This window comes from Aliivibrio salmonicida LFI1238 (genome assembly GCF_000196495.1).
Lineage (GTDB): Bacteria > Pseudomonadota > Gammaproteobacteria > Enterobacterales > Vibrionaceae > Aliivibrio > Aliivibrio salmonicida.
Map to the genome: position 1 here is coordinate 2,782,927 of NC_011312.1, position 23,510 is coordinate 2,806,436.

At 38.9% G+C, this 23,510-nt stretch carries 14 protein-coding genes and 2 pseudogenes; 6 read left to right on the forward strand and 10 right to left on the reverse strand.

Annotated features, from left to right (window positions below; translation table 11 throughout):
• Positions 1–8 precede the first annotated feature (8 nt).
• From VSAL_RS13505 to VSAL_RS13515, 3 genes and pseudogenes are all read left to right on the forward strand, one after another.
• Positions 9–1,913, forward strand: a pseudogene (locus tag VSAL_RS13505) (beta-N-acetylhexosaminidase).
• Between the two features lie 38 nt (positions 1,914–1,951).
• Positions 1,952–4,265: pseudogene (locus VSAL_RS13510) on the forward strand (GH36-type glycosyl hydrolase domain-containing protein).
• Between the two features lie 78 nt (positions 4,266–4,343).
• On the forward strand, positions 4,344–5,756 hold the full coding sequence (locus tag VSAL_RS13515) for a phosphoglucomutase/phosphomannomutase family protein (RefSeq protein WP_012551054.1): 1,413 nt from the start codon (positions 4,344–4,346) through the stop codon (positions 5,754–5,756).
• 92 nt (positions 5,757–5,848) lie between these two features.
• Here VSAL_RS13515 and VSAL_RS13520 read toward each other — a convergent pair whose 3' ends face one another.
• From VSAL_RS13520 to VSAL_RS13545, 6 genes are all read right to left on the reverse strand, one after another.
• Positions 5,849–6,889, reverse strand: a complete 1,041-nt coding sequence (locus VSAL_RS13520) for an ABC transporter ATP-binding protein (RefSeq protein WP_012551055.1) — start codon at positions 6,887–6,889, stop codon at positions 5,849–5,851.
• Positions 6,889–8,520 (reverse strand): ABC transporter permease, encoded by a 1,632-nt coding sequence (locus tag VSAL_RS13525; RefSeq protein ID WP_012551056.1) that lies wholly within the window; start codon positions 8,518–8,520, stop codon positions 6,889–6,891. The genes VSAL_RS13520 and VSAL_RS13525 overlap by 1 nt, the downstream gene beginning before the upstream one ends.
• Positions 8,521–8,587: 67 nt before the next feature.
• Positions 8,588–9,601, reverse strand: a complete 1,014-nt coding sequence (locus VSAL_RS13530; RefSeq protein ID WP_012551057.1) for a Fe(3+) ABC transporter substrate-binding protein — start codon at positions 9,599–9,601, stop codon at positions 8,588–8,590.
• Between the two features lie 178 nt (positions 9,602–9,779).
• Positions 9,780–11,009, reverse strand: coding sequence for an ammonium transporter (locus tag VSAL_RS13535; protein ID WP_012551058.1), 1,230 nt, complete (start codon positions 11,007–11,009; stop codon positions 9,780–9,782).
• A gap of 20 nt (positions 11,010–11,029) precedes the next feature.
• Complete coding sequence (locus VSAL_RS13540; RefSeq protein ID WP_012551059.1) at positions 11,030–11,368, reverse strand: P-II family nitrogen regulator; 339 nt, start codon at positions 11,366–11,368, stop codon at positions 11,030–11,032.
• 167 nt (positions 11,369–11,535) lie between these two features.
• A complete protein-coding gene (locus VSAL_RS13545) occupies positions 11,536–11,904 on the reverse strand; it encodes a YacL family protein (protein ID WP_012551060.1) in 369 nt (122 codons plus the stop codon).
• A gap of 143 nt (positions 11,905–12,047) precedes the next feature.
• Between VSAL_RS13545 and VSAL_RS13550 the strand changes: the two genes are divergently transcribed.
• The 3 genes from VSAL_RS13550 to VSAL_RS13560 all read left to right on the forward strand — a co-directional run bounded on the left by VSAL_RS13550 (position 12,048) and on the right by VSAL_RS13560 (position 15,738).
• Entirely contained in the window at positions 12,048–13,193 is a 1,146-nt protein-coding gene (locus tag VSAL_RS13550; RefSeq protein WP_012551061.1) for a sugar diacid recognition domain-containing protein, read from the forward strand.
• Between the two features lie 127 nt (positions 13,194–13,320).
• Positions 13,321–14,586: a GntP family permease gene (locus tag VSAL_RS13555; RefSeq protein WP_012551062.1), complete on the forward strand. Its 1,266-nt coding sequence runs from the start codon at positions 13,321–13,323 to the stop codon at positions 14,584–14,586.
• A gap of 12 nt (positions 14,587–14,598) precedes the next feature.
• Positions 14,599–15,738, forward strand: coding sequence for a glycerate kinase (locus VSAL_RS13560; RefSeq protein ID WP_012551063.1), 1,140 nt, complete (start codon positions 14,599–14,601; stop codon positions 15,736–15,738).
• Between the two features lie 89 nt (positions 15,739–15,827).
• Here the strand turns inward: VSAL_RS13560 and acnB are convergent, their stop codons facing one another.
• The 4 genes from acnB to VSAL_RS13580 all read right to left on the reverse strand — a co-directional run bounded on the left by acnB (position 15,828) and on the right by VSAL_RS13580 (position 23,477).
• Positions 15,828–18,416, reverse strand: coding sequence for a bifunctional aconitate hydratase 2/2-methylisocitrate dehydratase (gene acnB / locus VSAL_RS13565; RefSeq protein ID WP_012551064.1), 2,589 nt, complete (start codon positions 18,414–18,416; stop codon positions 15,828–15,830).
• A gap of 274 nt (positions 18,417–18,690) precedes the next feature.
• The gene (locus VSAL_RS13570; protein WP_012549007.1) at positions 18,691–19,572 is read right to left on the reverse strand and encodes an IS982-like element ISVsa6 family transposase; all 882 of its coding nucleotides are present in this window, start codon (positions 19,570–19,572) and stop codon (positions 18,691–18,693) included.
• Positions 19,573–19,660: 88 nt separating this feature from the next.
• Positions 19,661–21,907, reverse strand: a complete 2,247-nt coding sequence (locus tag VSAL_RS13575; protein WP_044583327.1) for a patatin-like phospholipase family protein — start codon at positions 21,905–21,907, stop codon at positions 19,661–19,663.
• A gap of 82 nt (positions 21,908–21,989) precedes the next feature.
• On the reverse strand, positions 21,990–23,477 hold the full coding sequence (locus VSAL_RS13580) for an IS66-like element ISVsa2 family transposase (protein WP_012549818.1): 1,488 nt from the start codon (positions 23,475–23,477) through the stop codon (positions 21,990–21,992).
• Between the last annotated feature and the right edge of the window lie 33 nt (positions 23,478–23,510).

Below are 23,510 nucleotides of genomic sequence, written 5' to 3' on the forward strand. Positions count from 1 at the left end.
AAGATATGATGGATTATCGTGTAGATCTTGCTGTTTTGTCTGAAAAAGACAACCTAAGTCGTTTTGGTTTAACATTACATAATTTAAGTGATGTAGATCTTCATCATTGGCAGCTTCATTTCACCATTGATCGCTTCATCGCACCAAACAGCAACACCCAAGGAAAACTTGAGCAAGTCGGTAGTTTCTGCAAGTTAACTCCCGAAGAAAAACAAGTACTAAAAGCGAACAACCATTATTATATCGAATTTACGATTGCGACGGCCCCGTTCCGCTTTATTTCTGATGGGCTTGATGATGCGAGTATTTTTATTACTCAAGATGATAAAAACTATTTTTTAGATGTCTCTATTTCTCCTATCGTTTTAGCATCACCTTACTCAGAGAGAACTCAAATACCAAGAGTCGCTCCGGCTGAATTATCATTAATACCAAAACCGGAATCGGTTCAACGTCTTGATGGGCAATTTGTTTTAAGCAATAAAACGTCATTAGAAATTCAGACGCATTTAGCCAATGGTGCCTCACAATGGCTTATTGAGGAGCTCGCAGCAATAACATCTCAAGAGTTCGCCATCAAAAATACCGGTAATATTGTTTTTATGTCTAATCCAACATTGGATAAAGGCGCATACCAACTTACCGTTACAGAAAGTACCGTACAAATTAAAGCTGGCTCAAACGAAGGTTTTTCTCATGGGTGTGCCACCTTATTGCAGCTCGTAAGTGAACAAAATCAAACAATTCCATGTGTAAAAATAAGCGACCAACCTCGCTTTCATTACCGCGGAATGATGATCGATTGTGCAAGGCACTTCCACCCTCTTGAGAGAGTTAAACGACTTATCAATCAGTTAGCCCAGTATAAATTTAATGTTTTTCACTGGCACCTAACGGATGACGAAGGTTGGCGTGTTGAAATTAAAGCATTTCCAGAATTAACTGACATCGGCGCATGGCGCGGCCCTGAAGAAACTCTAGAACCTCAATATACCCACGTAGCAAAAAAACACGGCGGATTTTACTCACAAGAAGAAATCAAAGAGGTCATCGCTTATGCCGACATGCGTGGTATCACCGTTATTCCTGAAATTGATATTCCGGGACACTGCCGTGCAGCAATCAAAGCATTACCTCATTTATTGGTTGATAAAGACGATCATTCAAACTACCGCAGTATTCAGCATTACACCGATAATGTTTTATCTCCTGCGATTGAAGGTACTTACACCTTTATTGATACTGTACTTGAAGAAATTGCGGCGTTATTTCCAGCCCCTTACATTCACATAGGTGCAGATGAAGTACCTAAAGGTGTCTGGACTGACAGTGAAAAGTGTCAAGCATTAATGGCCAAACAAGGTTATCGCGATCCCGTTGAACTTCAAGGTCATCTACTTCGTCATGCTGAAACAAAATTAAAGCAGCTCGGTAAAAGAATGTTGGGATGGGAAGAGGCGCAACACGGAAATAAAGTCAGTAAAGACACGGTTATTTACTCTTGGTTAAGCGAAGAAGCGGCACTTAACTGTGCAAAACAAGGCTTTGATGTGGTACTTCAACCTGGACAAACGACTTACCTAGATATGGCTCAAGATTATGCTCCTGAAGAGCCAGGAGTAGATTGGGCTAATGTACTTCCTCTTGAAGATGCATATAACTATGAACCACTAGCAGAACTTGCTGATAACGACCCTATTCGTAAACGAATTCTTGGTATTCAATGCGCGCTTTGGTGTGAAATCATCAATAACCAAGAGCGTATGGATTACATGATTTTCCCACGCCTTTTAGCGATGTCTGAAGGGATGTAGACACAAAAACAACACAGAAACTGGACAGACTTTTTATCAAAGTTAAATGGACGATTACCAACCCTAACACGTCAGGGTATTAATTTCCGTCAACCATAAGTCACCCATTTATTAGTATTTTAGTTAAGGATAAAACAATGAAATACGGCTTTTTTGATAACGACAATCGCGAATATGTAATTACACGCCCTGACGTACCAGCTCCATGGACGAATTATTTAGGCACAGAAAAATTCTGTACCGTTATTTCTCATAATGCTGGCGGTTACTCTTTCTATAATTCTCCAGAGTACAATCGTGTTACTAAATTCCGTCCAAACGGTACTTTTGACCGTCCAGGGCACTATGTATACCTTCGTGATGATGAAACGGGTGATTACTGGTCAATCTCATGGCAGCCAGTAGCAAAAAGCTTAGATGAAGCAAGCTACGAAGTTCGCCACGGCCTTTCTTACTCTAAATTCAAATGTGATTACAATGGCATTGAAGCCACCAAAACCTTATTTGTTCCAAAGGGTGAAGATGCTGAAGTATGGGATGTGGTAATTAAGAATACCAGCGATAAGCCTCGTGTTATCTCTGCATTCTCTTTTGTTGAATTCTCATTCAGCCACATTCAATCAGATAACCAAAACCATCAAATGTCCTTGTATTCAGCTGGCACTTCTTATACTGAAGGCGTAATTGAATGTGATCTTTATTACAACACCAATGATTTTGAAGGTTTCTATTACCTAGCATCAACCTTTGATCCTGATTTATATGACGGCCAACGTGACACTTTCTTAGGTGCATATCGTGATGAAGCTAATCCAATCGCCGTTGAAAAAGGTCAGTGCTCTAACTCTGCACAAACCTGTTACAACCATTGTGGTTCACTTCATAAACAATTCACCATTCAACCAGGTGAAGAAGTTCGCTTTGCTTACGTACTTGGCCTAGGTAAAGGCAATGGCGATCGTCTACGTAAAAAATACCAAGATGTCGCAAATGTTGATGCTGCATTCCAAGAGATCAAAGATCATTGGAGCGAGCGTTGTGAAAAATTCCAAGTTAAATCACCAAACGAAGGTTTGGATACGATGATCAACACTTGGACACTGTATCAAGCAGAAACCTGTGTCGTGTGGTCACGTTTTGCTTCATTCATTGAAGTCGGCGGACGTACAGGCCTTGGCTACCGCGATACGGCTCAGGATGCAATCTCTGTCCCTCACTCTAATCCTGAAATGACACGTAAACGTATTGTCGATTTACTACGCGGCCAAGTGAAAGCGGGGTACGGTCTACACTTATTTGATCCTGATTGGTTTGATCCTGAAAAAGCAGACGTTGTTCCATCAAAGTCACCTACGGTTGTTCCTACCCCATCAGATGACGATAAGATCCACTGCATTGAAGATACCTGTTCTGATGACCATTTATGGATCGTTCCAACTATCATCAAATATGTAATGGAAACCGGTGAACACTCTTTCTTCGACGAAGTGATCCCATACGCTGATGGCGGTGACGCAACAGTTTATGAACACATGAAAGCGGCGTTAGATTTCTCTGCAGAATACGTTGGTCGTACTGGTATTTGTAAAGGTTTACGAGCTGACTGGAATGACTGTCTGAACTTAGGTGGTGGCGAATCATCAATGGTTTCATTCTTACATTTCTGGGCATTAGAAGAATTCTTAGATTTAGCTAAATTCCATAAAAATGATGCCGATATCTCTAAATACTCTGAAATGGCAGCTAACGTACGTGAAGCGTGTGAAACTCATCTTTGGGATGAAGAAGGCGGTTGGTACATTCGTGGTCTAACCAAAGATGGCGATAAAATTGGTACAGCACAGCAAACTGAAGGTCGTGTTCATCTTGAATCAAACACACTCGCTGTTTTATCTGGTGCGGTATCTCAAGAGCGCGGTGAAAAAGCAATGGATGCGGTAGATGAGAATCTATTCTCTGAATACGGATTACATTTAAACTCACCATCATTCTCAACACCAAATGATGACATTGGTTTTGTTACTCGCGTTTACCAAGGCGTAAAAGAGAATGGCGCTATCTTCTCTCACCCAAACCCATGGGCTTGGGTAGCAGAAGCGAAACTAGGTCGTGGTGACCGTGCAATGAAATTCTATGATGCACTAAATCCATATAACCAAAATGACATGATTGAAAAGCGTATAGCTGAACCATACTCATACGTACAGTTTATCATGGGTAAAGATCATCAAGATCATGGTCGTGCTAATCACCCTTGGTTAACAGGTACTTCTGGTTGGGCTTACTTCGCGGTAACTAACTTTATTCTTGGTGTTCGTGCTGGCTTTGAAGGCTTAACTATTGATCCTTGTATTCCAACTGATTGGCCTGAGTTCTCAGTGAGTCGTCAATGGCGCAGTGCCAGTCCAAGCGGAAGGCAGTGTTAATGACGTTATCGTTATTATGGGTTAGTTAGTTTAATCAACGGCCTAATGTAGAGACAAAAGTAAGGAGCTTATAGCAAGCTCCTTACTCTAAAAGGAATTTACAATGATTCAATTTGGTACTGGCGGATGGCGTGCTTTCATTGGTGAAGAGTTCACTAAAGATAATGTACGTCTTGTCGCTCAAGCGTTATCTAATATTATGATCAATGAACAAGCTCAAAAAAAAGGTTTTGTTATTGGTTATGACCGTCGTTTTCTTTCAGATAAAGCAGGTAAATGGTTTGCTGAAGTTATTGCAGCAAATGGGATAAAAGTCAGCTTTATTGACCGATTCGTCCCAACCCCGATTGTTATGTTCCAAGCGAAAGAGATGGGATGTATTTACTCAGCTTGTATCACTGCCTCTCATAATCCAGCCGATTACAATGGCATAAAAGTGTTTATTGAAGGAGGCCGAGATGCCGATGAAATTATTACTCAAAAAATTGAACAACAAGTCGCTCACCTAACGCAACAAGATGTAAGCAGTGTTGATTTTGAAGCCGCGTTAAATGACGGTTGTATCGAAATCATCAATCCAATGAATGCCTTTGTTGATTCTATCATCGATAAAATTGACATGGATTCAATTAAAAAAGCCAACTTGCGAGTGTTAATCGATCCAATGTTTGGGGTTGCAAAAAATGCCTTACAAACAGTATTAATCAGTGCTCGCTGTGATGTTGATGTTATCAACGATGGTGAAAACCCGTCGTTTGGCGGTTTAATGCCATCACCAAATGCAGCTACGCTATATCGCTTAAAGCACTTAGTTGCTCATGATGGCTATGATATAGGTATCGGTACTGATGGTGATGCCGACCACTTAGGTATCATTGATGAAAAAGGTCACTTTATTCACCCAAATGAAGTGTTATTACTGCTTTATTATTATCTTCTTGAGTACAAAGGCTGGAAAGGCTCTGTCGTACGTAATATCGCAACCACACACTTACTAGACAAAGTTGCAGCTGATCATGGTGAAAAGAGCTTTGAGGTTCCTGTAGGCTTTAAGCATATTAGTTCACAAATGGAAGCGGATGATTCTTTATTGGGTGGTGAAAGTTCGGGTGGTCTAACTATTCGTGGCCACATTAAAGGTAAAGATGGCGTATTCGCTTCAAGCTTATTAGTTGAAATGATCAGTGTTACTGGTAAAAAATTGTCTGAAATGCTTGATGAAATTTATGCTAAATATGGTTATGCCTATACTGCCGAAGGGGACTGTACTTTTAAACCAAGCGAAAAAGAAGCACTGTACAATAAAATTTATATTGAACAACAATTACCAGAATTTGAATATGAAATAGAAAAAGTCAGCTATGAAGATGGCGCGAAAGTCTATTTTAAAAATGGCGGCTGGGTAATTGCTCGATTCTCTGGAACAGAGCCATTACTACGAATTTTTGCTGAAATGGAAGATCAACTAACAGCAGAAAAAATATTGAATGAAATGAAAGCTTTCCTTTCTCTTTAGTTTCTAATGTATTTTAAATAAAAATACATTTCTAAAGACTTAACCCAGCTAATTCTTGAGTCGATTAGCTGGGTTCTTTTTGTTTTAAATACTTAGTTGTTCTCTTGAAGAAATACAATTGGGCAATGAGGTTTAATATCAATTCTCACTTTCTCACCATTAGATAAAGAATCATTAGACACTCCAATTAATTGCGTCCCATCATCTTCAATTACGTATCGACAAGTATCCCCCATAAACTGCAATTCTTTAACAATAGCAGTACCTTTTGAATCACGATACAACGTAATATTTTGCGGACGAAGTAATACATCTGCTTTTTTATTCGTATCTTCAGTACTACGACCACAAGAAATCAAACCTACGGCACTATCAATATTTCCATCTTGTTGAATCATTCCTGATACATACGATCCACCACCTAAAAAGTCAGCGACAAAACGACTGTTTGGTGAATAATATAAATCATTAGCACTACCGAATTGCTCAATCACACCGTGATTCATTACTGCTAATTTATCAGAAAAAGCAAATGCCTCTTCACGACTATGAGTCACAAAAATAGCGGTTACACCCTGAGCTTTAAAAATACGGCGGATCTCTTTAATTAAATCATGTCGAACTTGAGTGTCGATATTAGAAAAGGGTTCATCCAATAATAGAAGATCCGGTTCGCTGGCTAACGCTCTTGCAATTGCAACACGTTGCTGCTGACCGCCAGATAATTGATGTGGGTAACGGTCACCAAACCCGCTTAAATGAACAAGGTTAAGCATTGATTCGACTTTATCTGCCGCCCGCACCTTCTCCCAGTCCTTTAATCCAAAGCCAATATTTTCGCTTACGGTAAGATGTGGAAATAGTGCATAGTCTTGGAAGATCATCCCAATATTACGTTGCTCTGGTGGCAACCACGTCTTGTTGTTTGTGATGACTTTTCCATTAAGGTTCATTTCACCTTCCGACAAGGGTAAAAGACCAGCAATAGCTTTTAATAATGTCGTCTTACCGCAACCACTAGCACCAAGCAAACAAACAATTTCACCGGATTCAACCGTTAATGATAACTGAGTTAGGATATTCTGATCATGGTAACTACAAGTTAAATTAGATATAGATAGTGCAGAGTTCATTAATGATGTCGCTCCAAAGAACGGTTAACAATGATCAATGGGATCAATCCAACCAAAACCAATAATACCGCAGGCATCGCTGCAATTTCTAATTGCTCATCAGAAGCAAAATTAAATACATATGTTGCCAAAGTCTCAAAGTTAAATGGGCGCAGCAATAGTGCAGCATTCAACTCTTTCATGGTTTCAATAAAGACCAATAAGCCAGCGATTAAACAACCACGACGAATTAATGGGAAATGAACTCGACGTAGCATAGACCATGTTCCACAACCTAAAGTGCGCGATGCCATGTCTAATGACGGTGGGATTTTATTTAAATTACTTTCAATAGAGCCAATAGCAACGGCAGAAAATCGCACAACAGAAGCAAAAATCAGCGCAAAAATAGAACCTGAAAAAACTAATCCAATCACACCAAAACCAAGTTGTTTAGATACATCATTAACAAAATGATCTAAGCTAATCATCGGAAGCATTACACCAATAGCAAGTACCGTTCCAGGAACCGCATAACCTAAAGAAGCTAAACGCATCGGGACCACACTCCACTTACTGCTTGGATGCAAGCGGTATAAAAAATTAACAACTAAAGCGATTAACACAGCAATGATCGCGGCAATGGATGAAACATATAAACTATTTAATGCGTATTGCTGAAATTCACCAGTCCAACTTTCGTCAAAATAATCAATAGAATAACTAATCAGTTGCAGCAAAGGGAGAATAAAAGCGATAGATACTAGTCCCCAGCACCACATAAATGCAGCCCATTTTTTCCATCCATGAAGTTCATATTGAAACTCTTCATTCGTATTAAATTTTTCTTGAAACATTTTTTGCTTACGACGACTATAACGCTCACCACTGATCAATAAAAGAATGCCCATTAACATGAAGGCTGATACTTTCGCTGCTGCATTTAAATTGGAATAGCCTAACCACGTATCGTAAACTGCGGTAGTTAACGTATTCACCGCAAAATAACTCACCGTACCAAAATCCCCTAAAGCTTCCATCGCCACTAAAGATAAAGCCACAGCAATAGAAGGTCGAGCTAAAGGTAACGATATACGCTTAAAGCTTTCCCACGGGGTACATTTTAACAAACGAGCTGACTGTAATAAGCTAATGTTTTGCTCCATAAAGGCAGCACGAGCAAGCAAATACACATAGGGATACAGCACAAGAGACATAACAAGAATCGCGCCAGTTAATGTCCGAATATCAGGAAACCAATAATCAGAATAAGATTGCCACCCAAAAACATCCCTTAAAAGGATTTGAATTGGCCCAGCAAAATCTAACCAGTCTGTATAGATATAACCGACAATATATGCAGGCATAGCTAAAGGAAGCACAAGTGCCCACTGTAAAACTGAAGCTGATGGGATACGACACATAGCCATAAACCATGCGGAAGGAACACCTAAAATAAGAGAGAAGAACATCGCACCAAAAACTAATAACACCGTATTTAAGGTGTAAGTAGGTAGCACCGTATTAAATAAGTGCGTAAAGATGTCATCAGTATTACCAAGGGCGGTATATAAGATCGCTAGGATCGGTAAAACCAGTAGTAGAGAAATACTCCAACTACTGGTTTTCCAGAATAATAATTTTTCTTTCATTGCCTAAACAACAAGGCTCTTTTAAAAATGATGAGGTATTGTTACCTCACCAATAGTAAATATCAAATTAAAGATCAAACTTCACTTCATCTAAAAGTTTAATTGCTTTCGTGTGGTTATCTGCGATGTCATCTAAAGGTAGAGTATCCGCTTTAAATTCGCCCCACGATGCCACTAACTCTGAAGGTTTAACACTTGGCTTAACTGGGTATTCGTAGTTCACTTCAGCGTACATGCCTTGAGCAACATCACCAGTTAAAAACTCCATTAATTTTAATGCATTGTCTTTATTCGGTGCATATTTAGCCATCGCCATACCACTGATGTTTACATGTGTACCATCAGTATTTTGGTTAGGGAAATTAATGTATACCGACTCAGCCCATGATACTTGCTTAGGATCATTCACCATTTTACCTAGGTAATAACTGTTACCTAAAGCAACATCACAAAGGCCTTCTTTAATCGCTTTAACTTGAGCACGGTCATTACCTTGAGGTTTACGTGCAAGGTTTGCTTTTAAGCCTTCTAACCATGTTTTAGCTTCTGCTTCACCATGATGAGCTATCATCGAAGAAACAAGAGATACATTGTAAGGGTGCTTACCACTACGAGTACAAATTTTTCCTTTCCACTCAGGGTTAGCTAAATCAGCATAATCAAAATCAGCACCTAATTTACCCACACGATCACGAGATGAATACACGTTACGAGCACGAAGTGTTAATGCAAACCATTCATCGTCTGCGTCACGGTATTGAGCGGGGACGTTCGCATCAATAGTTTTACTATCAACAGGTTGAACTAATTTTTTATTCGTTAATTCAGCAAGACGGCTAATGTCGGTAGTTAAAATAACGTCAGCAGGACTTAACTCACCTTCTTGAGCCAATTTTTCAGCCAGCCCTTTCTTAGCAAATTTCACGTTAACTTTAATACCAGTCTCTTTAGTGAATTCTTTAAACATTGGCTCAACTAAGAAAGGTTGGCGGTAAGAGTAAACATTCACTTCTTCTGCAGCCATAACACTTGGTGCGAATACGCCTGCAATTAATGCAGAAACTGATAATAACTTTTTCATGATATTCCTTTAAAATCTCTAGTTACAAATGGTAATAAGAATACTTATCAATATCGATATCGATATTATACAAATGAATTTAAAAATGACAATGACCAGACTCATCTTTTATGAAGAAAAACCTCAATACGACCGCATTGAGGTTAATAATTATGTAACAACATATTAGCAATGCTGTTTATTTCACACTGACAAACTCAGGATAAGCATCAATACCACAATCATGAACATCCATCCCTTCTAGTTCTTCTTCCTCTGTAACTCGAATTCCGATGGTTGCTTTAATTATTGCCCAAACTACAAGGCTTGCTATAAATACCCAAGCAAAGATAACAACCGCTCCCAATAACTGCGCACCAAAACTAGCATCCGCATTACTCAGTGGCACAACCATTAACCCAAAAAAACCACAAACACCATGCACTGAAATCGCCCCTACTGGATCATCAATTTTAATTTTATCAAAGGCCACAATACTAAAAATAACTAACGCTCCAGCAACTGCACCCACAATAACAGCAGCTAAAGGAGAAGGTGATAACGGATCTGCTGTGATAGCAACAAGACCTGCTAACGCCCCATTTAATACCATTGTTAAATCGGCTTTTCCCCACGTTATTTTACACACAAATAACGCAGCTATCGCCCCTGCAGCTGCGGCTGCATTCGTATTTAAGAAGATTTGGCCGACTGCTGTCGCATTTTCAAAATCAGAAATCATCAATTGAGAGCCGCCATTAAAACCAAACCAACCAAACCATAAAATAAAAGTACCTAATGTTGCTAATGGCATATTAGATCCTGGAATTGGATAGATTTGACCTTTCTTACCGTATTTACCTTTACGTGCACCGAGCAATAATACTCCGGCTAATGCCGCTGAAGCCCCTGCCATATGAACAATACCTGAACCAGCAAAATCACTAAACCCAGCTTCTGATAAGAAACCACCCCCCCATGTCCAATACCCTTCCATCGGATAAATAAACGCGGTTAAAATCACAGAGAATACTAAAAAAGACCATAGCTTCATTCGCTCAGCCACGGCACCAGAAACAACTGACATTGCCGTCGCAACAAATACAACTTGAAAGAAAAAATCAGACTCTAATGAGTGATCTGCACCTTCTACTTGAGTTCCAATTAATGTTCCGAATGAAGGTAGAAAACCACCACTCACATTATCAACATACATAATGTTATAACCGACAATTAAGTATGTTGTACAAGCTATCGCATACAAACAAAGATTTTTAGTTAAAATTTCAGTGGTATTTTTTGAGCGAACCAGACCAGCCTCTAACATTGCAAAGCCGGCGGCCATCCACATAACAAGAGCGCCAGACATTAAAAAGAAGAAGGTATCAAGGGCATAACGAAGTTCTGATACTGTAATTGAAAGTTCCATAATATTATTGTCCTCTATCCTTAAAGTGCTTCAGTGTCAGTTTCACCAGTACGAATACGTACCGCTTGCTGAAGGTCATAAACAAAAATTTTACCATCACCAATTTTTCCGGTATGAGCCGCTTTCACAATGGCGTCAATGATGTTATCTACATGTTCTGCTTGAACTGCAATTTCCAATTTTACTTTCGGTAAGAAATCGACTTTATATTCAGCCCCACGATACAGTTCTGTATGTCCTTTTTGACGACCAAATCCCTTTACTTCAGAGACCGTCATTCCATCAACCCCTGCATCCGCTAGCGCCTCACGAACATCATCCAACTTAAATGGTTTAATAATGGCATTAATTATTTTCATGATTCAATCCTTCGAATTATTTGTAACTTATAATTAACAATCCAATTCGTGTGCCAACTTTTAAACAGATAACAATCAACAAGTTATAATCCGCCTTTATTTAAAACAAAAAAGGCCGCACTAAATAAGTGCAGCCTTTCCCGAATAATGAGCAATAATAACGCGAATTAGAAACGTCTAATAAATGCTTCCCAACTTTGAAGCATCGTTTCAAAGTCCTCTAATCCACAAACAGAAATACATTCATCATCGTATATATGAATATCTTCTTCAAATTCTTCTTCTGAATTTTCAAATAATGCATTTTCCTGCACAATAACCTCTTGGTCAGTCAAAACCAATGTCATTACCTTTCCTGACAGTTTCCATTCATCTTGTGTATTTTTTACTGCTGCAATCTGTTTATATAATTCAGCCAATAATTCTGTATCCTTCGCTACGTCTTCAACCAGCCAACGACCCATCGCCTCATGTCCCATCGAAAAGTTTGCATGATAAGTGCCATCAAGTGTGTTTTTCTTAAATTCGTAATCCATTGGATACCCTAGCGATAATATTGGCGTTAACTCACACGTTTAAAATCAAAGATAACGTTGAGCTATTTTCTTTCAGTATAATCCCATCCCTGCTTTTTTTATAGCTAACCGTAGCTTCACCTTATGATTAACGAGATTTTATAATGCAGTTAACCACTATCATTGCGAAACAAATCGTAGAAAGAACAATGAAAATAATTAAGCATTCAGTCAATGTCATGGATGAATACGGCGTGATTATCGGTTCAGGTGACCAAACAAGATTACACTGTCGTCATGAGGGTGCGATTTTAGCGATTAATGAAAATAGAATCGTCGAAATAGATAACGCCACCGCATTACAATTACGTGGTGTAAAAGCGGGAATAAATCTCCCTATTATTTTTCAAAATACGGTTATTGGTGCTGTTGGCGTTTCTGGAAAGCTTTGCGAAATACAACAATATGGTGAACTCGTTAAAATGACCGCAGAACTCATCATAGAACAAGCGGCTTTAATGACTGAAATACAGTGGTCAAAAAGGCACAAAGAAGAATTAGTACTGCAATTAATTCAACCTTCAGATTTAAATACACAACAACTCAACTCTATTGCAGAGCGGTTAGAACTCGATCTTCAACAACCAAGAATAGCTACAATTATAAAAGTAGATTCTTTTAAAGGAGAAAATTTATCTCTGACTCACTTACAAAAACTTGTCCATTTATTGGAATATCCTGAACGAGATAATCTGGTTGCTATTAGTTCAGTTACATTAAATGAAGTCGTCGTTTTGAAACCAATCACATTAACTGAAAATGGTTGGAACCGTACTTATGAAGAAAAACGTATTCGCCAACTTTTTCAACGAATTTCTCATGATGAAAAATTTACGATAAAAATAGCACTCGGTGATTATTTTCCAACAATAGAAGGACTTGCACAGTCCTATATGACAGCAAAAGCCACAATGAACACTGCAAACTCAAAAAATCGAATTCTTTTTTATCAAGATAATGTTCTTCCTGTATTAATTAATGGTCTCAAATCAGATGATTGGCGCTCGGAACAATTGAAACTGCCAATAACAAAACTTACTGCTCACGATTCAAAAGGAGTATTACTTAAAACGCTCCACGCTTTTTTTAACCATAATTGTGATTCAGCTCAAACCTGCAATGCTCTCCACATACATAGAAATACATTACGATACAGATTAGATAACATACAAAAAGAAACAGGCTTAGATATCAATAAGATAAATGAAATTACATATTTATATCTAGCGACATTAATGCATGAACAATAAGTCACACTTTGTGCATCTACACAATAAAATAGATTATCTGTCAATTAAATTTGGTCATTAGTCTAAAGCTTATTATCGTTGTTACCGATAGATTACCGACATCTTAATTATTAAACGGAACATTAATATGATCGAAGTATCTACTTTGGGTGCACTGGCCGCTCTCACCGTTTCAATTACGCTCATTTTGAGAAAAGTACCGCCTGCGTATGGCATGATCATTGGTGCGCTTATCGGTGGTATCGTTGGTGGAGTGTCTTTAACCGATACTGTAAATTTAATGATTGGCGGTGCACAAAGTATCGTTACAGCAGTACTTCGAATTCTAGCAGCAGGTGTTCTTGCTGGTGTTCTGATTGAATCAGGAGCAGCAACTTCGATAGCAGAAACTATTGTTAAAAAAGTAGGAGAAACCAGAGCTTTACTCGCACTCGCCGTCGCAACGATGATTTTAACTGCCGTAGGTGTCTTTGTTGACGTAGCAGTAATTACCGTTGCTCCGATTGCATTAGCGATTGCTCGTCGTGCTGACCTTTCAAAAATGGCAATTCTATTAGCTATGGTTGGTGGCGGTAAAGCAGGTAATGTGATGTCACCTAACCCAAATGCGATTGCTGCTGCTGATGCCTTTAATGTTCCTTTAACTTCGGTAATGGCTGCCGGTGTTATTCCTGGTTTATTTGGCGTCGTTTTCGCTTACTTTATTGCGAAAAAATTAGTGAATAAAGGCAGTAAAGTTCAAGAACACGAAATCGTCTCTGTTGATCATTCTCGTCTACCAAGTTTTGTTGCTTCAATGGTTGCCCCTCTTGTTGCTATCAGCCTTCTTGCCTTACGTCCTATCGCAGGAATTAATGTTGACCCTTTAATTGCCCTTCCACTTGGTGGCTTACTTGGTGCTCTAGCAATGGGCCGATTTAAAGACACTAACCATTTTGCAGTATCCGGTCTATCTCGAATGGCTCCCGTTGCAGTGATGTTGCTAGGTACAGGTACACTCGCTGGTATCATTGCAAATTCAGGTCTCAAATCAGGGTTGATTGAAGTATTAACTGCATCTGGTCTTCCTTCTTATTTATTAGCACCAATTTCTGGTGCCATGATGTCACTAGCAACAGCATCAACCACAGCCGGTACTGCCGTTGCTGCAAGTGTATTTAGTCATACTATCCTAGAGCTTGGCGTGCCTGCTCTTGCTGGTGCCGCAATGATTCATGCAGGTGCAACGGTATTTGATCACATGCCACACGGCAGTTTCTTTCATGCGACAGGCGGTGCTGTTCATATGGATATGAAAGAACGCTTAAAACTAATCCCTTACGAATCAGCAGTCGGTCTAATGATCGCTACCGTCTCTACTCTTATTTTTGGCGTCTTTGGTTTATTTGTTTAATAAGGCTTTATTATGAAAATTGTTATTGCTCCCGATTCATACAAAGAAAGTTTGACCGCAATGGAAGTTGCTACCGCAATTGAAGCTGGATTTAAACAAGTGCTACCGAATGCTGAATACATAAAACTCCCAATGGCTGACGGAGGCGAAGGCACAGTTCAATCTCTAATCGATGCTACTGGCGGATCCATTATTGAATGCCAAGTAACTGCACCTCTTGGAAATACTGTCACTGGTTTTTATGGCTTATTAGGCGATGGGAAAACGGCTATTGTTGAAATGGCAGCAGCTTCTGGCCTTCACCTTGTTGCACCTGAGCATCGCAACCCATTACATACGACAACCTATGGTACGGGTGAATTAATTAAAGCGGCATTAGATAAAGGCGTAAAACATATTATCGTGGGTATTGGTGGCAGTGCTACCAATGATGGCGGTATCGGTATGGCTCAAGCACTTGGTATTAAACTATTAGATAAAGAAGGCAATAATCTGGCTTTTGGTGGCGGCTCATTAGCAAACTTAGTTACTATCGATGTGAGTAATAAAGATCCTCGATTGGATAGCATTCTATTAGAAGTCGCTTGTGATGTAGATAATCCATTATGTGGCGCTAAAGGAGCCTCGTTTGTCTTTGGACCACAGAAAGGAGCTACCCCTAAAATAGTTAACCAACTTGATAATAATCTGAGTCATTACGCTGACATCATGAAGAAACAGCTAAATAAAGACGTTAAAGATATAGCAGGCGCAGGTGCTGCTGGTGGTCTTGGTGCTGCATTGCTTGGGTTATTTGATGCCACCCTTCGCCCTGGTATCGAAATCGTAATGGACGCGGTTAATTTAAGTGATGTGTTATCTAATGCAGATTTAGTCATTACAGGTGAAGGTCGTATCGATAGCCAAACCATTCATGGTAAAACACCAATTGGGGTAGCCAGGACCGCAAAAAAATATAACTTACCTGTTATTGGCATTGCTGGTTGTTTATCTGACGATTGTGCTGTTGTTCATGATTACGGGATTGACGCGGTATTTAGTGTCGTCCCTCGTTCTGTATCATTAGAGATTGCACTAAAAGAAGCAACAATAAATGTTGAAAATACAGCAAGAAACGTAGCTTCTATTTATTCTATGAGTGCAAAAAAATAATGTAGTACCTCCAAATATACCCTTGTGGAATCAAATAATACGCAATAAAAAAGCAGCCAATTGGCTGCTTTTTTATTTATAAACAAAGATTAAGCAGGTTCTTGAAAAATAACCGTATCTGCTTTGTCTGTGTATTGACCCATTTTATGGAAATTCAAGTAACGATACGTATCCGCTGCTGTTGCATTCACTTTTTGAGCATATTCTAAATACTCAGCTTGCGTTGGAATTCGACCTAGAATCGCTCCAACCGCAGATAACTCAGCAGACGCTAGATAAACATTAGCACCATTACCTAAACGGTTCGGGAAGTTACGTGTTGATGTCGACATTACTGTTGCTTTATCAGCAACACGGGCTTGGTTACCCATACATAGAGAACAACCCGGAGTTTCAATACGAACCCCAGCACGACCAAAGATCCCGTAGTAGCCTTCTTCTATTAGTTGATCTTTATCCATTTTCGTCGGTGGAGCAACCCATAAACGAGTACTTAGAGAGCCATTAAACTCTTCTAGCATTTTACCTGCGGCACGGAAATGACCAATATTCGTCATACAAGAACCAATGAACACTTCATCAATTTCTGTACCTTGAACTTCTGAAAGTAAACGAGCATCATCAGGATCATTTGGAGCACAAAGAATTGGTTCTTTAATATCGGCAAGATCAATATCTATTACATGCGCATATTCCGCGTCTTTATCTGCTTCCATTAGCTCTGGATTCGCTAACCATTCTTCCATTGAAGTCACACGACGCTCAAGTGTACGGCGATCGCCATAACCTTCAGAAATCATCCACTTCAACATAACAATGTTTGAATTCAAGTACTCCTCAATTGACCCTTGAGAAAGCTTAACTGTACAACCAGCCGCTGAACGTTCTGCCGATGCATCTGATAACTCAAACGCTTGTTCTACAGATAAATGTTCAACACCTTCAATCTCAAGTACACGACCAGAGAATTCATTTACTTTACCCGCTTTAGCGACTGTTAGTAACCCTTGCTGAATACCGTAGTAAGGGATTGCATGAACCAGATCACGCAGTGTAATACCTGGTTGCATCTCACCTTTAAAACGAACCAAAATTGATTCAGGCATATCTAGAGGCATAACGCCTGTCGCAGCAGCAAAGGCAACAAGGCCAGAACCGGCAGGAAAAGAAATACCTAGAGGGAAACGTGTATGCGAATCCCCCCCCGTACCCACGGTATCAGGTAGAAGCATACGGTTTAGCCAAGAGTGAATAACACCGTCACCCGGACGAAGTGAAACTCCGCCACGATTCATAATAAAATCAGGAAGTGTATGGTGAGTATTAACATCAACAGGTTTTGGATAAGCCGATGTATGACAGAATGACTGCATTACAAGATCAGCAGAGAAGCCAAGACAAGCAAGATCTTTTAGTTCATCACGAGTCATAGGGCCAGTGGTATCCTGAGAGCCCACTGTGGTCATTTTAGGTTCACAATACTGACCAGCACGAACACCTTCAACTCCACAAGCTTTACCAACCATCTTCTGAGCTAAAGTGTAGCCTTTATCTGAAACCGATGGATCAACGGGTTTAGCAAATAAATCTGTCTCTTCAAGACCAAGAGAAGTACGAGCACGACTTGTTAAACCACGACCAATGATCAGTGGAATACGACCACCGGCACGAACTTCATCAAGCAATACTTTTCCAAGCTTAAAACTAGAAATTTCCGCATCATCTTTACGAACAACACCTTCATAAGGGAATATATCTATGACATCACCCATATTCATGTCTTGAACATTCAATTCAATCGGTAGTGCACCTGAGTCTTCCATTGTGTTGTAGAAGATTGGCGCAATCTTACCACCTAAACAAACACCACCAGTGCGCTTATTTGGTACGAATGGGATATCTTCACCCATAAACCAAAGTACTGAGTTTGTTGCTGATTTACGTGAAGAACCAGTACCAACAACATCACCAACGTAAGCCAGTGGAATACCATCTTTTTGCATTTCTTCTATTTGATTAATTGGACCAATGCTACCCTCTTGGTCTGGGTGAATACCCTCTCGTTCCATTTTTAGCATCGCTTTCGCATGTACAGGTATATCAGGACGAGACCAAGCATCTGGTGCTGGTGATAAATCATCGGTATTAGTTTCACCCGTGACTTTAAATACTTTAACGGTAATTTTTTCAGCTACTTTTTCTTTTGCTGTAAACCAATCAGCATCTGCCCAAGATTGAATAACCTGTTGAGCTGAGACATTGCCAGCCTTCGCTTTTTCTTCTACATCGTAAAAAGAATCGAACATTAATAATGTATGGGATAATGCCTTAACTGCGATAGGCGCTAATTCGACGTCATCAAGTAAACTTACTAATGAATCAATATTGTAGCCGCCTTGCATCGTACCTAGTAGCTCTGCTGCTTTTTCACGATTCACTAATGGTGAAGAAATATCACCCGTTGTAATTGCAGTTAAAAAACCGGCTTTAACATAAGCTGCTTCATCAACACCTGGGGGAATGCGATTTTCTAGTAAATCAAGAAGGAGTTCTTCTTCACCTTGTGGCGGATTTTTTACTAGTTCAACTAATGCTGCTACTTGCTCAGCATTTAATGGTCTTGGGACCACACCTTCAGAAGCACGTTCTGCGACGTGTTTACGATAAGCTTCAAGCACGACTTAATTCCTCACTTTCTGGTCTACTCTTAATGAGTAAACATCCTTGGAAACGATTCAGTTTATATCCATTAACTTTTAAATACTGTTATAAATCTCAATAAAACAAGAGAATATGATGTCGATATAGACTAAAAATGTGGCCAGACTATATCAAATTTAACTTAAAATTAAAATCTAACGACATCAAACAACATATGACTTATAGCGCACTTTTAAACATTATAATGTTGCACCAATGCTTAAGTAACCTGAATTCTGGATAAAACATGCTTTAAGCGAGGATTAGTTCAAATTCACATTCTGATAGCTTAATTCGTGGCTTTTGTTTTTTTAAACAATAAGCCACAACGCCTGAAATTACATTTAGCATGAAACCAGTCACGCTACGATGACGGCTATGTTCAATTTGAGAGATATTCTTCAATTGGTCATTTATCGTTTCGATAATGTATCTCTTTGATAACATAGCCTTATCAAAAGCACTTATCTCTTTTGCTTTCATGTTTTTTCGCGAGGTAGTCACTAAATCGACATCAGAGTTCTTTAAGCTCTCACTCAACTTTTTACCTATGTACCCTTTATCAGCGTACAATTTCCCCGAGAGTTCTTTGCATAAATCAGGTACAGGAGTCCTATCATTTACATTGCCAGCTGTGATTTTCAGCGAAATAATTTCTCCAAGATGGTTAATCAATAAATGAAGTTTGAAGCCGAAAAACCATCCCATGGTACCTTTTCCTCTTTTCGCAACACCATCAAAGACTTTATGGCGAGGAATTCGAATGTTATGGCATACTTTAAGACTCGTGGAGTCAACAAAAGCAATCCCAGTCGGCTTACCTTTGATAGATTGAAAATAGGCACACATTGGGGCGATTAGGCTAGGCATTTTGCTCACAAATCGAGTGTGGCTAAGTAAATTTGGAAAGTATCCTTTCCAATATTGATGAACTAACCCGATATAGAAGTTCTTGAAATCTCTATGATTTGATTGATGAAAAGCGATGACAATAGTCATACATTCACTAGTAGACATTACTGACTGACGTTTTCTTTTTCTCTCACTAGCCTCAACAAGGTATTTTTCCCATTGAGATAAGAATTGATAACAAAAATCATCGACATCACAAAATATATCAACTAATTTATTCATCTTGCCCACCTTTTAAAATACGTTCAAATAATTCTTGGTCGAAAGATCTGATCGTTAGGTGGGCAATTAGTTCAGCCTTATCCAGAATTCAGGTTAAGTATATTGATTCATGATTTTGCTCTGTTCTGCCATAAGCCAAAATAATAGGGCCTATTGGTGAATCTATTCCGGCAAAAATGGAGCCCGCAGTATACATAGGAGCATCACTAAAATGCTCGTCATTCCACACACTTCCTTGTTCAATAGAGCTTCCTAAGTATATAGGTGACTGGAATAATCCAAAATCATTATCCATTAAACGATAGCGATAAACTAAGCTTGCAAATGCCAAGTTTTCGCCAGATAAACTGTCTTTTGATATTCCTGATAAATGCAAAAAACCACCGAGAGATTTAGGCTCAAGAGAAATTCCTCCATTTTTATTTTCAACAACCCCATACTCTCCATGCACGACTAAAGTATGACGTTTTATGGTATAAGCAAATCGACCATTAACGGTTAGTTCAACAACTGAATCATCTTTCGTATCACTGCTAGTTAATTCTCCGAATGTATCTTCACTATATAAATACTCAGAAAATAAATAAAATCCTTTCGTTGGAAAAGTAAAATTGTCTAATGTATCTAAACGATATTGTGCGAATATCCCTTTTCTTTCATAGTTACTATTAAAGTCAGGTATAATATTTAAAACCAAATCACCTATTGTATATCTCCCCCCGATTCTAAAATCACTCCAAAGCGCTGGTTGTATACCTAGAGAAGCTTCAAATTCAAATTCATTGTATTCAGTCGGCAGATAATTATCTATATTATCAAGAGTAGGCGTTGGTCTAAACTGAGTTTGAGTTACGCTATAAGTACCTTTTAAAGAAGAAAATAATAACTGGTTACTAAGAAAAGGAGTATACAGTTCGGCTTGCATCAACTTATCTGTACCTAACTCGAAATTCGTTCTTAATTCAGAGCTATTCTCAGACAACCCTATAATATTAATATCCGTAAAATTAATTGAGAAACCTAAGGAATATTTACTTTCATTATAAAAATCATCCTCTAATGAGAATCGAAAATCTAAATAGTTTGGCCCCCAACTTTTCTCATTAACATCAATGACTAACTCAGTTTTCCCTTCATTGGTTGTTTTATAGAAATAATCAATACGCTCGAATCTGTCAATCGTATATAGAGCCCTAACCTTTTCTTCTAGTTCTTCTGACGTATAGATATGACCTTCATCAATTTGCAAGTATTCCAATAACATACGTTCACTATATGAACTATTATTATGTAAAGTTATACGTTCAACTTTAAGATCATTACCTCGCTTTAATGCTTTTGTTTTCTTATTTTTTTCAATCAAATACGCTTTATATTCGGCCTTAGATAATACTAATTTATCTAATTTCAGGTGCTGCTCATACGCGATATCATAACCTTTATTATAAGCAAAGCGCATTTTATCAAACTCAGCAGTTTCCATTTTTCCTACATTAGGGGCAAGAAATATGTCATTTTCATCTAAAAGCTTTTCTTGCTCTTTCGTACTATTTTTTACTATATAATTAGTTAATTGGCCCATAACAGATAAATAACTCGTAATCTCATCTGCTTCTAAATAGTCTGAACCAATATCAACAGCAATGATGATATCTGCCCCCATCTCTCGAGCGACATCCACGGGCATATTATTTACACTTCCGCCATCAACGAGTAATCGTCCATTATACTCCACAGGAGGTAACGCTCCTGGAACGGACATACTAGCCATCATTGCTTCAGCTAAATTGCCTTTATCTAAAACAACAGGTTCCAATTTTTCAATATCAGTAGCTACCGCTCTAAAAGGAATAGGTAAATCATCAAATGAAGAGAGATAAGACACATTCCCAGAAGTAGTTCGAAGTATTTGGGCCATGTTTTGTCCTTGAACGAACCCCTTCGGTGCTTTCAATTCTGTAAATGAAAAACCGATATCGGTCCCTATTTGGTAGCGATCTTCATACTCTTTATCTCTAATTTCTCTTTCACTTCTCTCAACCTTATCAACAAATCCACTATTCCAATCGACCGTATCAATAAAAACTTCTATTTCGCTCGCGCTCATACCTGATGCATATAGACCACCGACATAAGCTCCCATACTTGTCCCCGTTATATAATCAATGGGAATATGCATTTCTTCTAAAGCTTTTAATACTCCTATATGAGCAGCACCTTTAGCCCCACCTCCGGCAAGAACTAATCCAATTTTTGGACGAGATTCATCAGCTAACACTAAGAAAGAAAAAAGATAAAGACATAAAGAAGGGAATATAAGTGGCTTGAAGCGCATAACATCATCCTTGAAAATACAATAAGAAAAGAATACAGGATGATTGCGTAGAGAGAAAGCTCAACTGTAAGCGTGCGGGGAACTACACCTTGTCTTTTACATTCCAAGGTAAAAGTGAATCGATATCTGGCGATCCAACACATAAACGATCTAGACAATACCTAATATAATCGTAAGGGATTAATCCGTTTGCCTTTGCTGTTTCTACAATGCTGTAAAGCATTGCACTTGAATCTGCACCAGCCGTTGAACCCGAAAATAACCAGTTTTTCCGGCCGATAACAAACGGTTTAACCGCTCGCTCTGCTCGATTGTTATCAATAGATAACAATCCATCATCAATATAACGAACTAATTTATCCCATTGATTTAATGTATAGCTAATCGCCTCACCTAATTTTGTTTTAGGTGATACTCGACTAACTGCGCTATCAAGCCAATCACGGAGCTCTTTAAGTAAATCGCGGGCTTCTGTCTGCCGAGCAACATACTTGGCTTCAGGGGAAGCCTCTTTTAATAACGATTCGATCCGGTATAGCTTTTGGATTTTACTCAATACCCAATCTGCACTCCCTGTTTTCCCTTTTACTTGAACACGTTGAGCCTCAATAAATCGTCGACGTGCGTGTGCCCAACAGCCAACTAAAATCGCTTCAGTTTGTTCATAACCTTGGTAACCATCGGTATGTAAATACCCGTTATAACCTTTTAAAAAGTTAACTGGATGGTAGCCATGCCTGCTAGATTGATAATCATAAAGTACAATTCCAGGCAAAACACCAGAGCCTGGAGAATCATAGCCAGAGCAGTAGACCCACATATAACATTTTGCTTTTTCAACATCCAACACATTTACCGTTGTTTCATCACAATGCAGAGTGGGTTGTTCAAGCAAAATACGATGTAACTCGTTATTAAGAGGGGTAAATAGTACCGAGCATTTTATTAACCAATCCGCCATCGTTCGCCGTCCAATAATGATACCCCATTGCTGAAATAACGTTTCTTGACGATAAAGTGGAAGACTGTATTGAAATTTAGCCGTAATAATTTGAGCAAGTAAACTTGCGGTCGCAATCCCTTTAGGGATTGGTGACGCTGGCATTGGGGCTTGTTTAATGTCTACTGAAGTATTGTTTTTTTCACAATTTCGGCAAGCATATTTAGGACGAACATGTTGAATAACTTCCACTTTAGCTGGTACAAATTCCAACTTTTCACTGATGTCTTTACCCATCGCATGCATCTCTAGACCGCAACACTTACAAGTTTTATCTTTTATGTCGTGGATAATAACAGTACGCGGTAAGTCTTCAGGTAAGCGTTGGCGTTTTGGCTTTTGACGAGTGTAGGTAATCGTTTGTGTGTCATCATTTTCAATGATGATTTCTTCTTCTGTTTCATTGAATAAATCAAATTGAGTCGAGTCAGATTCACTGCTTTTACCAAAGCGCTGATGTTGAGCCAGTCGAAATTGCTCTAGAAGACGGTTATATTTATTTTCAAGCTGAAGCACAAGTGCTTTCAGCTCGTCAATGGTATCAGGAAGTGGTTTTATTTTATCAATCATGTAGATGACTATATAACGATAATACAGGTAATC

What these genes read in the sequence shown, in the direction of transcription:
- VSAL_RS13515 (WP_012551054.1), top strand. Translation starts at nt 4,344, where the DNA reads ATGATTCAATTTGGTACTGGCGGATGGCGTGCTTTCATTGGTGAAGAG.
- VSAL_RS13520 (WP_012551055.1), bottom strand. Translation starts at nt 6,889, where the DNA reads ATGAACTCTGCACTATCTATATCTAATTTAACTTGTAGTTACCATGAT.
- VSAL_RS13525 (WP_012551056.1), bottom strand. Translation starts at nt 8,520, where the DNA reads ATGAAAGAAAAATTATTATTCTGGAAAACCAGTAGTTGGAGTATTTCT.
- VSAL_RS13530 (WP_012551057.1), bottom strand. Translation starts at nt 9,601, where the DNA reads ATGAAAAAGTTATTATCAGTTTCTGCATTAATTGCAGGCGTATTCGCA.
- VSAL_RS13535 (WP_012551058.1), bottom strand. Translation starts at nt 11,009, where the DNA reads ATGGAACTTTCAATTACAGTATCAGAACTTCGTTATGCCCTTGATACC.
- VSAL_RS13540 (WP_012551059.1), bottom strand. Translation starts at nt 11,368, where the DNA reads ATGAAAATAATTAATGCCATTATTAAACCATTTAAGTTGGATGATGTT.
- VSAL_RS13545 (WP_012551060.1), bottom strand. Translation starts at nt 11,904, where the DNA reads ATGGATTACGAATTTAAGAAAAACACACTTGATGGCACTTATCATGCA.
- VSAL_RS13550 (WP_012551061.1), top strand. Translation starts at nt 12,048, where the DNA reads ATGCAGTTAACCACTATCATTGCGAAACAAATCGTAGAAAGAACAATG.
- VSAL_RS13555 (WP_012551062.1), top strand. Translation starts at nt 13,321, where the DNA reads ATGATCGAAGTATCTACTTTGGGTGCACTGGCCGCTCTCACCGTTTCA.
- VSAL_RS13560 (WP_012551063.1), top strand. Translation starts at nt 14,599, where the DNA reads ATGAAAATTGTTATTGCTCCCGATTCATACAAAGAAAGTTTGACCGCA.
- VSAL_RS13570 (WP_012549007.1), bottom strand. Translation starts at nt 19,572, where the DNA reads ATGAATAAATTAGTTGATATATTTTGTGATGTCGATGATTTTTGTTAT.
- VSAL_RS13575 (WP_044583327.1), bottom strand. Translation starts at nt 21,907, where the DNA reads ATGCGCTTCAAGCCACTTATATTCCCTTCTTTATGTCTTTATCTTTTT.
- VSAL_RS13580 (WP_012549818.1), bottom strand. Translation starts at nt 23,477, where the DNA reads ATGATTGATAAAATAAAACCACTTCCTGATACCATTGACGAGCTGAAA.